The sequence below is a fragment of the Pseudomonas sp. GD03858 genome (genome assembly GCF_029840925.1).
GTDB lineage: Bacteria > Pseudomonadota > Gammaproteobacteria > Pseudomonadales > Pseudomonadaceae > Aquipseudomonas.
The window spans coordinates 1-12,677 of sequence record NZ_JAOCDM010000042.1 but is presented as its reverse complement, the minus strand read 5'-3'; the positions used below and the strand labels follow the sequence as shown (position 1 = coordinate 12,677).

Here is a 12,677-nt window from a genome sequence, read left to right as displayed (position 1 = left end):
ATACAGGCGATATCAGGCTTGCTGTTCAGCCAGCTTGTCGGCCAGGCGCACGAACGCGGCCAGGTCCAGTTGCTCGGGGCGCAGGCTGCCGTCGACGCCGGCGGCCTCGATGGCCTGGCTGTCGAGCAGGCCCTTGAGCGTGTTGCGCAGGGTCTTGCGACGCTGGTTGAAGGCTTCGCGCACCACGTGCTCCAGCAGCTTCGGGTTTTTCGCCGGGTGGGGCAGGACTTCGTGCGGCACCAGGCGCACGATGGCCGAGTCCACTTTTGGCGGCGGGTTGAAGGCGCCGGGGCCGACATTGAACAGGTGTTCCACGCGGCAATGGTACTGGACCATGATCGACAGGCGGCCCCAGTCGCCGCCACCCGGGCCTGCGGCCATGCGCTCGACCACTTCCTTCTGCAGCATGAAATGCATGTCGCGGATCAGCTGGGCGTGATCCAGCAAGTGGAAGATCAGCGGGGTGGAGATGTTGTAGGGCAGGTTGCCGACCACCTTGAGGCTGCGCTCGGGCACTCCCAGCTGGTTGAAGTCGAACTTCAGGGCATCGCCCTGGTGCAGGCGGAAGTTGCCGCGCCCGGCGAACTTGTGCTGCAGGATCGGCACCAGGTCCTTGTCCAGTTCCACCACGTCCAGTTGCGCGCCGCTGCCCAGCAGGCCCTCGGTGAGTGCGCCCTGGCCAGGGCCGATTTCCAGCAGGTGTTCGCCGGCCTTGGCATTGATGGCCCGCAGGATGCGGTCGATGATTCCGGCGTCGTGCAGGAAATTCTGGCCGAAGCGCTTGCGCGCCCGGTGTTGGTAGTGCTCGGTCATGGTCGGTTCTCGGCCATCTGGTAGGCGGTTTCCAATGCGACGCGCAGGCTGCCGGTATCGATCCGGCCGGTGCCGGCCAGGTCCAGGGCAGTGCCGTGGTCGACCGAGGTACGGATGATCGGCAAGCCCAGCGTCACGTTGACCGCGGCGCCGAAACCCTTGTACTTGAGTACGGGCAGGCCCTGGTCGTGGTACATCGCCAGCACCGCGTCGCAGTGCTCCAGATATTTGGGGGTAAACAGGGTATCGGCCGGCAATGGACCGCGCAGGTCCATGCCTTCGGCGCGCAGGCGCTCCAGGGTCGGCTCGATGATGTCGATTTCTTCGCGGCCCAAGTGGCCGCCTTCACCGGCGTGCGGGTTGAGGCCGCAGACCAGGATGCGTGGGTTGGCGATGCCGAACTTGTCGCGCATGTCCGCATGCAGGATGCGGGTGACGCGCTCCAGGCGTTCGCCAGTGATGGCGTCGGCGATATCGCGCAGGGGCAGGTGGGTGGTCACCAGGGCCACGCGCAACCCGTGGGTGGCCAGCATCATCACCACCTGCGGGGTGTGGGTGAGGTCGGCAAGGAACTCGGTGTGCCCGGAGAAGGCGATGCCGCTTTCGTTGATCACGCCCTTGTGCACGGGCGCGGTGATCATGCCGGCGAACTGCCCGTCGAGGCAGCCTTGGCCCGCGCGGGTGAGGGTCTGCAGGACGAACGCGGCGTTGGCCTTGTCCAGCTGTCCGGTCACTACCTGGCTGGCCAGGGGCGTATCCCAGACGTACAGGCTGCCGGCGGGGGCGGCCTGGTTCGGGAAGTTGTCGGGGGTGACGGGCAGCAGGGTGACGGCCAGCCCCAGCTGGGTGGCCCGCTCGGCGAGCAGGTCACGGCTGGTGATGGCGATCAGGGGGTGGGGCTGGGCCTCGGCGGCGAGCAGCAGGCACAGATCGGGACCTATGCCGGCCGGCTCGCCGGGCGTGACTGCGAAGCGCAGCGGCTTCACTGGGCGGCCTGGTCGGCGCCAGGCAGCTTGATTTCAACGTAGGCTTCGTCGCGGATCTGGCGCAGCCAGGTTTGCAGCTCTTCATCGTACTTGCGGTTGCGCAGCACGTTCATCGCTTGCTGTTCGCGAGCCTGGTCGGTGCTGTCGGTGGCGCGGCGGCCCAGGACTTCCAGCACATGCCAGCCGTATTGGGTCCTGAACGGCTTGGTCACCATACCTTGCTGGGCGTTGGCCATCTGCTCGCGGAACTCCGGCACCAGGCTGTTCGGGTCGACCCAGTTGAGGTCGCCGCCGTTGAGCGCGGAACCTGGATCTTCCGAGAAGCTCTTCGCCAGTTCGGCGAAGTCTTCACCGTTCTGGATCCGGTCGTACAGACGCTCGGCCAGTTGCTCGGTGGCGGCTTCGCTGCGGATCTCGCTTGGCTTGATCAGGATGTGGCGTACATGCACTTCGTCGCGCAGGATGCTCTCGCTGCCGCCACGCTTCTCCTCGAGCTTGAGGATGATGAAACCGTTGGGGATGCGGATCGGCTGGGTGATATCGCCGATGGCCATGCTGCTGAGCATCTTGGCGAAGTCCGGTGGCAGCTGGCCGGCTTTGCGCCAGCCCATTTCGCCGCCTTCCAGGGCGTTTTCGCTGGCCGAGTTGGAAATTGCCATCTGGCCGAAATCAGCGCCTTGACGAAGCTGCTGGTAGACGTCACCGACCTTGCGCGCAGCCTTCTGGATGTCGTCCGAGCTGGCGGCTTCCGGGGTGGGGATGAGGATGTTGGCCAGGCGGTACTCTTCCGACATCTGCATCTTGCCGAGGTCCGAGTTGAGGAAGTTCTTCACTTCCTGCTCGGAGACCTGGATGCGCTCGGCCACGCGGCGCTGGCGCACGCGGCTGATGATCATCTCGCGCTTGATCTGCTCGCGGGCATCGTCGTAGGACAGGCCGTCGTGGGCCAGGGCGGCGCGGAACTGCTCCAGCGACATGCCATTGCGCTGGGCGATGGTGCCCACGGCCTGGTTCAGTTCCTCGTCGGTGATGCGAATGCCCGAGCGTTCGCCGATCTGCAGTTGCAGGTTCTCGACGATCAGGCGCTCGAGCACCTGCTGTTCCAGCGCACCGGTCGGCGGAACACCACCACCGCGCTTGGCGATGGTCTGCTGCACTTCGCGCACGCGCTGGTCCAGCTGGCTCTGCATGACCACGTCGTTGTCGACGATGGCCACGACGCGGTCGAGGGGCTGCACCGCGGCATGGGCCGCGCCACTCAGCAATACGGCGCCCAGCATCAGCGGGCGCAGACGATCAATAAGCTTGCTCTTCACGTGTACGGTAACCTTGAATGCCTTGGTCCAGGAACGATTCGACCTTGTTGCCGACGACGCCGCCGAGGCCCTTGAGCACGATCTGCAGGAAGACGCCGTGGTCGCCCTTCTCGTTGTTCGGGACGGCCTGGCTGAAATCGTCGTAGTCGATCCAGTAGCGGTTGATCAGGCGCAGCTTCCAGCAGCAGTTGTCGTACTCGAAACCGCCCATGGCTTCGAGGGTGCGGTTGCGGTTGTAGTCGTGCTGCCAGCGGGCGATCACGCTCCATTGCGGCACGATCGGCCAGATGACCGAGAAGTCGTGCTGCTGGATCTTGTAGTAATCCTTGATGTAGTTCGGATCGCCCGGGGTGCCGTAGTCGCCACCGCCGACTTTCCAGGTACCGGTTGCCGAATCGTAGACGATCAGGTCGTTGCGGTAGCGGTAGCCGAGGTTGACGACCTTGTTCGGATTGTCTTCAGGCTGGTAGTGGAACATCGCGCTGCCCGAGCGGGTGCTGCGGCTGTCCGGGTCCCAGTTGAAGTCCGAGTTGAAGCGCCAGTCGCGGTTGAAGGCGTATTCGTATTCCAGCGCATACGGCGAGACATCCGCCTGGCTGTCCTTGCGGGTACGGTAGTCGATGCCTGGCAGCTGGACCTTGCGATCCTTGAAGTACAGCGCCTGGCCGATGCTGAAGCGCTGGCGCTGGAAGCCGTTGTCTTCGATCCAGCGGTTGGTCACGCCCAGCGACAGCTTGTTCTCGTCGCCGATGCGGTCGGAGCCGCTGAAGCGGTTGTCGCGGAACAGCGAGGCGTAGTTGAAGGTGTTCTCGCTGGTATCGAACAGCGGGATGTCCTTCTGGTCCTTGTACGGGACGTAGAGGTAGAACAGGCGCGGCTCGAGCGTCTGGCGGTAGTTGGTGCCGAACAGCTGGGTGTTGCGGTCGAAGTACAGGCCGCTGTCGACGCTGAAGATCGGGATGTCGCGGTTCTGGTTGCTCTTGAAGTCGCCGTCCAGCGCCGCACGAGCAGGATTGTCGATCAGGTCGCGCTTACCCTTGCCGTCCAGGTCCAGATCGTAATGCGTATAGACGTACTTCAACTTCGGCGTGAGGAAACCATAGCTGGCCTGCATTGGCAGGCTGATTGCCGGCGCTACGTTAAGGCGAGTACCGTTGGAACGGGCAACGCCGAAGACGTTCTCATCCAGGCGGCGTCCCGCGAAGCCCGCGGTGAAGTCCGGATTGCCATCCTTGTCCCTGACGAAGTCATTCTTCAGGTCGCGATCAAAGCGTACCGCTTCTGTCTCGTAGCTGAGATCGAAACCGCCTGGATGCACTGGCAGCATGCCGTTGAAGGTGATCTGCGGCAGCCGATCATATGGCGTGATCTGCGAAATGGTCGCAAGCTCATACGCGTGCAGGTTCAGGCGCGCGGTGTAGCTGTCGCCCCGGTAGGTGAGAGCGCCCTGCTGATTCAGGAAGTCGCGGCTCTGCACGCCGATCTGGTCGGTTTCCAGGTCCTGGAAGTAGAACGGATCGCTGATGTCGGTGTAGTCCACCTCGGTCATCAGGCGTTCGTCCAGGCCGCCCTTGTGCTGCCAGTTGACCATCCAGCGTTCTTTCTTGTAGTCCGTCTGCAGCTCGCGGTCATCGTCCTGGTCGCTGAGGTAGCCGCCGCCGAACTGGCCTTCGCTGGACTTGGTCAGGTAGCGGAACTCGCCTTCCATCAGCATGCCGCGCTTGGCCATGTAGCGCGGATACAACGTGGCATCGTAGTTCGGTGCCAGGTTGAAGTAGTACGGGGTGACCAGCATGAAGCCGGTGTCGCTGCTGGTGCTGAACGACGGCGGCAGGAAGCCGGACTGACGACGGTCGTCGATCGGGAAGTAGATATACGGTGTGTAGAACACCGGGAAATCCTTGACCCGCAGGGTGACGTTGGTCGCGGTACCGAAGCCGGTGGCCGGGTTCAGGGTGATGTTGTTGCCCTTGAGCTGCCATGCGTTGCTGCCCGGCTCACAGGTGGTGTAGGTACCGTCCTTGAGGCGGATGATGGCGTTTTCCGCGCGTTTGGCGTACAGCGCGTTGCCGCGGATGCGCGACTTGTGCATCACGTACTCGGCGTTGTCGACCCGGGCTTCGCCGGTGTCGAGCTGGATCTGCGCCTGGTCGCCGACCACCAGCGTGCCGTTGTCGCGGATCTTGACGTTGCCCTTGAGCTCGCCGCGATTCTCGGTCTGGTACAGGTTGGCTTCATCGGCCTCGGCCTGCATGCTGCCCTGGCGCATGACCACGTCACCGGCGAGGGTGGCGATCTGCTGCTCCTGCTGGTACTTGGAGACCTTGGCGTTGATGTAGGTGGGCGCCTCGTCCTTGGGCGTGGAGTCGTCCATGCCCGGGCGGATCGGTTCGATGTAGGCGCCGGCGCAGTACGGGCCGGTCTCGGCCAACTGCGCGGGGGTGAGCTTGTCACGTGGGACCCAGTCCAGGTGGCTGTAGTCTTCGCTGCGCGATTTCAGTCCACGGCCCTTGGCCTCGGTGACCAGCATCGGCTTCTCGGCCTCGGCCTCAGCCTCGGTCGCGGCGACGTCGCCCGAGCTCGCGGCGGCCGCACCCGAATGTACCGGGCGCGGAGGCAGGTTGGCAGCGGTTTTGGGCTTGCAGTCCCAACCACCGGAGGCGGACACTTGGCAGTCGAACTGCTCGGCCGCCACCACGTACGACGTGGCCAGAGGTTGCAGGGCCAGCAGACCGCCAGTCACCAGCAATGGAAACTTTCTACGAAACGCGGGGGATTTCAATGCCATCTTATTAGTCCGGGCTTCCTGCGTGCCATCTGCCCGCGTGTGGGGGCCGCACGCCTCTCGATGGTCTGAAAAAGATGCTGGATAATAAAGCATGACCCGCTTGACGGCTAGGGCCGTCGGAGAACCCTTGCAATGCCCGATCACGATGTACGCCTGCAACAACTGACCGCCTGGCTCGCCGGGCAGCTGGAGAGCCTGTTCCGTAGCAACGCCTGGGGCGAAGTGCCCAGCGGCAACCTGACCGCCGCCAGCAGCGATGCGAGTTTCCGCCGTTATTTCCGCTGGGAGGGTGCCGGCCACAGCTTCGTGGTCATGGACGCACCACCCCCGCAGGAGAACTGCCGCCCGTTCGTCGATATCGACCACCTGCTGGCCACGGCGGGGGTGAATGTGCCGGTCATCCATGCCCAGGACCTGGAGCGCGGCTTCCTGCTGCTGGGCGACCTGGGGCGGCAGACCTACCTGGATATCATCGACAAGGACAACGCCGACGCCCTGTTCGCCGACGCCATCGATGCGCTGCTGGCGTTCCAGCGCCTGCCGATGGACGCACCGCTGCCCAGCTACGATGTCGCCCTGCTGCGCCGCGAGGTCGAGCTGTTCCCCGAGTGGTATGTGGGTCGCGAGCTGGGCAAGGCCTTCACCGACGTGCAGCAGGCTACCTGGCAACGGGTCAGCCAGCTGCTGATCGACAGCGCCCTGGCCCAGCCCAAGGTGCTGGTGCACCGCGACTACATGCCGCGCAACCTGATGCACAGTGCGCCCAACCCGGGGGTTCTGGATTTCCAGGACGCGGTCTATGGCCCGGTCACCTATGACATCACCTGCCTGTTCAAGGATGCCTTCCTCAGCTGGCCGCAATCGCGTGTGGAAGGCTGGTTGCGCGCCTACTGGGACAAGGCGCGCGCCGCCGGCATCCCGGTGCAGCCAGCGTTCGAGGAGTTCCACCGCGCCAGCGACCTGATGGGCGTGCAGCGCCACCTCAAGGTCATCGGTATCTTCGCTCGCATCTGTCACCGTGATGGCAAGCCACGCTACCTCGCCGACGTGCCGCGCTTCTTCGCCTATATAGAGGAAGTGATCGCCCGTCGTCCCGAGCTGGCCGAACTGGGGCAGCTGATTGCCGAGCTCAAGGGCGAGGCGCGGCCATGAAAGCGATGATCCTGGCGGCAGGCAAGGGGGAGCGCATGCGTCCGCTGACCCTGCACACGCCAAAACCGTTGGTGCCGGCCGCTGGCAAGCCGCTGATCGAGTACCACCTCGAGGCGCTGGCCAGGGCGGGTGTCACCGAGGTGGTGATCAATCACGCCTGGCTCGGCCAGCAGATCGAGGATCACCTGGGCGATGGCAGCCGCTTCGGCCTGCGCATTCGCTATTCGCCGGAAGGCGAGCCACTTGAAACCGGTGGGGGGATCTTCAAGGCGCTGCCGCTGCTGGGCGACGCCCCGTTCCTGCTGGTCAACGGCGATGTCTGGACCGACTACGACTTCAGCGCCTTGAACGCTCCACTGGTCGGCCTGGCGCACCTGGTGCTGGTGGACAACCCCGGCCATCACGGCCGTGGCGACTTCCGGCTGACGGACGGGCAGGTGAGCGATGGCGACGATGCCCCCGGCACGCTGACCTTCAGCGGCATCTCGGTACTGGATCCGGCGCTGTTCGAGGGTTGTCTGCCCGGCGCCTTCAAGCTGGCGCCGCTGCTGCGCAAGGCCATGGCCGCAGGGCAAGTGAGCGGCGAGCACTATCGCGGGCACTGGATCGATGTCGGCACCCTCGAGCGTCTGGCCGATGTCGAGCGCCTGATCGGCGAGCGCGCCTGAGATGTGGTGGCCGAGCACAGTGATTGGTGCCGGTGCCGGTTTTGCCGTGGCCAGCATCCCCGGGGCATTGCTTGGGGCGCTGCTGGGTCAGGCCATGGATCGGCGTCTGCGTCTGCAGGGATGGGAGGATGTGCGCGAGCGCCTGGGCGGGCGCCCGGCGCTGCGCGACGAGGAACTGCTGTTCGTCCTGCTCGGACGCCTGGCCAAGAGCGACGGCCGGGTGGTGGAGGGGCATATCCAGCAGGCGCGCCAGGAAATGTCGCGTCTTGACCTGGCGGAGCCTGCGCGGATGCGGGCAATTGCCGCGTTCAACCGTGGCAAGTCGGGCAAGGGGAAGCTGGGGCACTATCTGCGTCGGATCAAGCTGCAGCCCCACGGTGCCGAGGGCACGCTGCGCGCCTGTTGGCGCATGGTCTGGGCTGACGGCAAGGCAGGGCGCCAGGAGCGTGACCTGTTGTTGGGCTGGGGGCAGCAACTGGGGCTCAGTCGTAACCAGGTGCAGGCTTTGTCGTTGGAATATGAACCGCGCAAGTCTGCGGTCGAGGGCGGCGTCATGACCTATGCGGTGGCGTTGAGGCTGCTGGGCGTGGAACCAGATACCGAGGCGGACAAGGTCAAGCAGGCCTACCGGCGGTTGCTCAGCCGACATCACCCGGACAAGCTGGTGGGCAGCGGTGCGAGCGAGGCGAAGGTGCGCGAGGCGACCGAGCATACTCGCGAGCTGCACCAGGCCTTTGCCATGATCCGCAAGCGGCGCGGGCTTTAGGTTTGCCATCGCGGGACAAGCTCGCTCCCACGCTGCAGGAGCGGGCTTGTCCCGCGATACGGCTCACTCTTCCTTGGGCGTCAGCCAGCCGCGTACCCGGCGCAGCAGCTGTTCCTGCTCCGACGCCTTGTCACCCGGCATGGCCATCAGCGACAACTGACGGTATTGGCTGTCCCGCTGGCGCTTGCTGGCCTGCAGGCGCTGCTGCGCCGCCGCGCGGTCCTGGGTGCGGACGGCGTAATAGATGTCGGCGGTGGGTACTTTCAGGGTCGGCGTCAGGCTCAGCAGGTCATGCTCCACCCGCGCCGGGGTCTGGGCGGCGACCATCACCAGCTTTTGTACCTGGGGCGGCTGCTTCTCGCTGAGATAGCTTGCGGCCCAATAGGCACCACTGCCATTGCCGAGCAGGACGATGCTGCGGGCCTTCTGCTGCTGGGCGTAGGCCACGGCGGCGTCGAGGCGGGCGAAGATGCGCTCGGCATCCGCCTGGCCGTCCTGGGCATCGGCGACCACCGCGTCGCTGCCTTCGGCGGCGTCGGCCTCGGGGGCCGTTGCCTGGGCCACGTTGGCGTTGGCATCGGCCGGGGTGTCCTTGGCCGGTGCCGTTTCGCCCTGCGCTTTTTCAGGTTCGGCGGCAGGCTTGGCCTCGACCCGCGCCTGCGGGCGCTCGGCCAGCAGGTCGGGCAGGCTCAGGCTCAGCGTGCCCCAGCCGACATCCGGAAAACCACGGCGCAACGGGCCGACGACGGTGGGCCAGTCGGCGCTTTCGCCAGCGCCGGGAACGATGATCACCACGCCTTGCGGGTCGGCATCGTTGGCCGGCTTCCACAGTGCCAGGAAGTCCTCGCCGTTGGCCTGCAGGGTCTGTTGCTCGGCCTTGGGCACCCGGCGTTCGAGGGCCAGGGCATCATCCTGGCTGCGTTCGAGCAGCGGCGGACGTGGGGCGGGTGCGCTCGCCTCGGCGGCTTCCTGCGGTTTTTCGACGTCGGCGGCCTGTGCGCCGAGGGGCAGGACCGAAGCCAGGCAGAACATTGCCAGCGTCGTGCGATAAAGTGTGAACATCGATCAATCCAAGGCCAGAATCAAACCGGCAGCCTAATGGTATTTGCCCGCGACGGCCACGCCATGGGCCGTCATTGCCAAGACGAGCGTATAGATGAAGCGAGTGCGTTGCCTGTGGGTTATCGGCTGGTTGTGTCTACCCTTGATCGCTCTGGCCAGGACCGAGGCGCCGCCGGGCGTGGTGCTGGAGCCTGCCCAGGCGCAGTGGCTTGACGAGCATCGCGGCCTGCGCGTGGGCCTGGTGCTGCAGGCGCCTTATGCGCAGTTCGACCGTCGGCTGCAACAGTTCTACGGGGTCAATGCCGAGCTGGTCGGCGCCATCGCCCAGGCACTGAGGCTTGACCTGAGTTGGCGCGGTTTCCCGGATCAGGCCGCGCTCGAGCATGCGCTGCAGGCCGGCGAGATCGACTTCGCCCCAGGGCTGACGCAGACGCCGGCCAGTCTGCGTTCATGGCTGTTCAGCGACCCTTACATGCGCATCCCGCAGCTGGTGGTAGGCGCGCGCAGCGGCGCCGTGGCGGTGGAGCTGGAAAAGCTGACCGCCGACGAGCGGGTGGCGGTGCGCATGCCGAGCGCCTTGGCCGATTACCTGCGCAGTACTTATCCCCATCTCAATCTGCAGGGCGTGCCCGATGAGCGCGAAGCGCTGCAGTGGGTGCAGGGCGGACAGGTCAGCTTTGCCGTGATGGACGAGGCGCAGCTCAGCCGCCTGTCGCGCGAAAGCGAATTCGCCGAGCTGGCGGTGGTGGGCGATATCGGCCTGCCACAATTGCTGCGCATCGGCTCCAGGCGCGACTGGCCGGTGCTTGCCGAGGTACTCGAGCGTGCGCTGCAGGCCATGCCGGCCAAGACGCTCGAGCAATTGCACCAGCGCTGGCTGCAACCGCAGTACCCGCGTTTTTCCGAATCGGCCGGCTTCTGGCAAAACCTCGCCTTGTTGTTTGGGCTGCTGTTGCTGGGCGCGCTGACGACGCTGGTCTGGCAGCGGCGGCAGCAGCGTGGCCTGGAGCGCGGCTTGCTGGCGGCTCGCGAGAGCCTGGTGGAGCGCCAGGTGCGTGAAGAGGCGCTGCGCCTTAGCCAGTTCTCCATCGATCAGAGCACGATCGGCATTCTCTGGGTCAACTGGGACAGCCACATACGCTATGCCAACCACGCCGCCGAGCGCATGCTCGGGTTCGACGAGGGGGTGCTGCTGGAGCGGCCGCTGCGCGATATCGACCCCACCCTGAACATGGATCGCTGGCTCGAGCTGTGGAAGCGTGCCCGCACCGGTGGCGGGGGCGAGCCGCCGTTCGAAAACCAGTGTCGGCGCGCGGATGGAAGCTTGCTGCCGGTGGAGCTGTCGCTGTCGTTCCTGCGCTTTCGCGATGCCGAGTACCTGGTGGTGTTTCTCGTCGATGTCACCGAGCGTCGCCGGGCGCTGGCCGCCTTGCGCGAAAGCGAGGCGCGACTCAAGGGGATCGCCGGCAACGTGCCGGGATTGGTGTTTCGCCTCGAGCGTGACCCGGCTGAAGGCGAGCCGGAGTTTCCCTATATCAGCGAGGGCAGCGAGGCTCTGGTCGGCTACAGCCCGGCGGCGATCCAGCATCCGCAGATGGGCTTGCGCAACCTGGTGCATCCAGAGGACCGTGCCGACTATCACCGGGTTCAGGACCTGGCCCTGGCCAGCGACCGGGACTGGTCATGGCAGGGGCGCATCCTCACGCGCCAGGGCGAGCAGCGCTGGGCCGACATCAAGGCGACCACCCGCCGCCTGGCCAACGGGCGCATGGTCTGGGACGGCGTGGTCTGGGACATCACCCAGGGCAAGCAGGCCGAACTGGCGTTGGCCGGCTCTCAGGAGCAGTTGCGCGAACTGTCGGCGCATCTGGAGAGCGTGCGCGAGGAAGAAAAGGCCCGCATCGCCCGCGAAGTACACGATGAACTGGGGCAGATGCTCACGGTGCTCAAGCTCGAAGTGTCGATGTGCGAGCTGGCCTACGCCGAGCTGGATGCAGGGCTCAACGAGCGGCTGGGCAACATGAAACGGTTGATCGCGCAGCTGTTCCAGCTGGTGCGTGACGTGGCCACCGCCCTGCGGCCGCCGATCCTCGATGCCGGCATTGCCTCGGCGATCGAGTGGCAGGCCCGACGCTTCGAGGCCCGTACACAGATTCCCTGCCTGGTCGAGGTCCCGGAGCAACTGCCGCCCTTGAGCGACGCCAAGGCCACCAGCCTGTTCCGCATCCTCCAGGAGGCGCTGACCAATGTCATGCGTCACGCCCGGGCGCATACGGTGCAGATTGCCCTGGTGCAAGAGCCCGGGCGGTTGCGCCTGACGATCGTCGACGATGGCGTGGGGTTCGCCGTCGATGCCGCCAGGCCGACCTCTTTCGGCCTGGTGGGGGTTCGCGAGCGGGTGTTGATGCTAGGCGGCAGCGTGATGCTGGACAGTGAGCCAGGCGAGGGCACGAGCCTCAGCGTGGTGATTCCCTTGGAACAGGAGGCAGGGTCGTGATTCGAGTGCTGGTGGCGGAAGACCACACCATCGTCCGGGAAGGCATCAAGCAGTTGATCGGCCTGGCCAGGGACATGCAGGTCGTGGGTGAGGCGGGCAATGGCGAGCAGTTGCTCGAAACGCTGCGGCAAACCCCCTGTGAGGTGGTGCTGCTGGATATTTCCATGCCGGGAGTGAGCGGGCTGGAGGCGATTCCGCGGATTCGCGCGCTGAGCGACCCGCCGGCGATTCTGATGCTGTCGATGCACGACGAGGCGCAGATGGCCGCGCGTGCCTTGAAGGCCGGAGCGGCTGGCTATGCCACCAAGGACAGTGACCCCGCCTTGTTGCTCACGGCGATTCGCCGGGTGGCCGGGGGCGGGCGCTACATCGACCCGAGCCTGGCCGACCGCATGGTGTTCGAGGTGGGTCTGACGGAAACCCGACCGCTGCACACGTTGCTGTCCGAGCGCGAGTTCTCGGTGTTCGAGCGTCTGGCCCAGGGCGCCAATGTCAACGACATCGCCCAGCAGCTGGCGCTGTCGAACAAGACCATCAGCACGCACAAGGCGCGGCTGATGCAGAAGCTCAAGGTCAGCTCGCTGGCCGAGTTGGTGAAGTACGCGATGGAGCACAAGCTGGTGTGATTG

The 12,677-nt window shown here is 65.5% G+C and carries 10 protein-coding genes; 5 read left to right on the top strand and 5 right to left on the bottom strand.

Annotation, left to right across the window (positions count from 1 at the left end):
* Nucleotides 1-12 precede the first annotated feature (12 nt).
* From rsmA to N5D48_RS13175, 4 genes are read right to left on the bottom strand one after another with little or no spacing between them, the layout of a single operon-like run.
* Nucleotides 13-813 carry a 16S rRNA (adenine(1518)-N(6)/adenine(1519)-N(6))-dimethyltransferase RsmA gene (gene rsmA / locus N5D48_RS13190; RefSeq protein WP_279884836.1) on the bottom strand — a complete coding sequence of 267 codons (801 nt, stop codon included), beginning with the start codon at nucleotides 811-813 and terminating at the stop codon, nucleotides 13-15.
* Nucleotides 810-1,799, bottom strand: a complete 990-nt coding sequence (gene pdxA, locus N5D48_RS13185; protein ID WP_279884835.1) for a 4-hydroxythreonine-4-phosphate dehydrogenase PdxA — start codon at nucleotides 1,797-1,799, stop codon at nucleotides 810-812. Before pdxA ends, rsmA begins: the two co-directional genes overlap by 4 nt.
* Entirely contained in the window at nucleotides 1,796-3,115 is a 1,320-nt protein-coding gene (gene surA / locus N5D48_RS13180; RefSeq protein WP_279884833.1) for a peptidylprolyl isomerase SurA, read from the bottom strand. The genes pdxA and surA overlap by 4 nt, the downstream gene beginning before the upstream one ends.
* Nucleotides 3,096-5,903 carry an LPS-assembly protein LptD gene (locus N5D48_RS13175; protein WP_279884832.1) on the bottom strand — a complete coding sequence of 936 codons (2,808 nt, stop codon included), beginning with the start codon at nucleotides 5,901-5,903 and terminating at the stop codon, nucleotides 3,096-3,098. The genes surA and N5D48_RS13175 overlap by 20 nt, the downstream gene beginning before the upstream one ends.
* Nucleotides 5,904-6,035: 132 nt before the next feature.
* On the opposite strand from N5D48_RS13175, the gene N5D48_RS13170 reads away from it, so the two are divergent.
* Genes N5D48_RS13170 through N5D48_RS13160 form a run of 3 tightly spaced genes read left to right on the top strand, consistent with a single transcriptional unit; the run spans nucleotide 6,036 to nucleotide 8,489 of the window.
* On the top strand, nucleotides 6,036-7,055 hold the full coding sequence (locus tag N5D48_RS13170; RefSeq protein ID WP_279884830.1) for a phosphotransferase: 1,020 nt from the start codon (nucleotides 6,036-6,038) through the stop codon (nucleotides 7,053-7,055).
* Nucleotides 7,052-7,723, top strand: coding sequence for an N-acetylmuramate alpha-1-phosphate uridylyltransferase MurU (murU, locus tag N5D48_RS13165; RefSeq protein ID WP_279884828.1), 672 nt, complete (start codon nucleotides 7,052-7,054; stop codon nucleotides 7,721-7,723). The genes N5D48_RS13170 and murU overlap by 4 nt, the downstream gene beginning before the upstream one ends.
* Before the next feature lies 1 nt (nucleotide 7,724).
* Nucleotides 7,725-8,489 carry a TerB family tellurite resistance protein gene (locus N5D48_RS13160; RefSeq protein ID WP_279884826.1) on the top strand — a complete coding sequence of 255 codons (765 nt, stop codon included), beginning with the start codon at nucleotides 7,725-7,727 and terminating at the stop codon, nucleotides 8,487-8,489.
* 63 nt (nucleotides 8,490-8,552) lie between these two features.
* Here the strand turns inward: N5D48_RS13160 and N5D48_RS13155 are convergent, their stop codons facing one another.
* Nucleotides 8,553-9,551, bottom strand: coding sequence for an alpha/beta hydrolase family protein (locus N5D48_RS13155; protein ID WP_279884824.1), 999 nt, complete (start codon nucleotides 9,549-9,551; stop codon nucleotides 8,553-8,555).
* A gap of 94 nt (nucleotides 9,552-9,645) precedes the next feature.
* Between N5D48_RS13155 and N5D48_RS13150 the strand changes: the two genes are divergently transcribed.
* Nucleotides 9,646-12,048 (top strand): transporter substrate-binding domain-containing protein, encoded by a 2,403-nt coding sequence (locus N5D48_RS13150; protein WP_279884822.1) that lies wholly within the window; start codon nucleotides 9,646-9,648, stop codon nucleotides 12,046-12,048.
* Complete coding sequence (locus N5D48_RS13145; protein WP_279884820.1) at nucleotides 12,045-12,674, top strand: response regulator transcription factor; 630 nt, start codon at nucleotides 12,045-12,047, stop codon at nucleotides 12,672-12,674. Before N5D48_RS13150 ends, N5D48_RS13145 begins: the two co-directional genes overlap by 4 nt.
* Nucleotides 12,675-12,677: the final 3 nt, after the last annotated feature.

What these genes read in the sequence shown, in the direction of transcription:
- rsmA (WP_279884836.1), bottom strand. Translation starts at nt 813, where the DNA reads ATGACCGAGCACTACCAACACCGGGCGCGCAAGCGCTTCGGCCAGAAT.
- N5D48_RS13175 (WP_279884832.1), bottom strand. Translation starts at nt 5,903, where the DNA reads ATGGCATTGAAATCCCCCGCGTTTCGTAGAAAGTTTCCATTGCTGGTG.
- N5D48_RS13170 (WP_279884830.1), top strand. Translation starts at nt 6,036, where the DNA reads ATGCCCGATCACGATGTACGCCTGCAACAACTGACCGCCTGGCTCGCC.
- murU (WP_279884828.1), top strand. Translation starts at nt 7,052, where the DNA reads ATGAAAGCGATGATCCTGGCGGCAGGCAAGGGGGAGCGCATGCGTCCG.
- N5D48_RS13160 (WP_279884826.1), top strand. Translation starts at nt 7,725, where the DNA reads ATGTGGTGGCCGAGCACAGTGATTGGTGCCGGTGCCGGTTTTGCCGTG.
- N5D48_RS13155 (WP_279884824.1), bottom strand. Translation starts at nt 9,551, where the DNA reads ATGTTCACACTTTATCGCACGACGCTGGCAATGTTCTGCCTGGCTTCG.
- N5D48_RS13150 (WP_279884822.1), top strand. Translation starts at nt 9,646, where the DNA reads ATGAAGCGAGTGCGTTGCCTGTGGGTTATCGGCTGGTTGTGTCTACCC.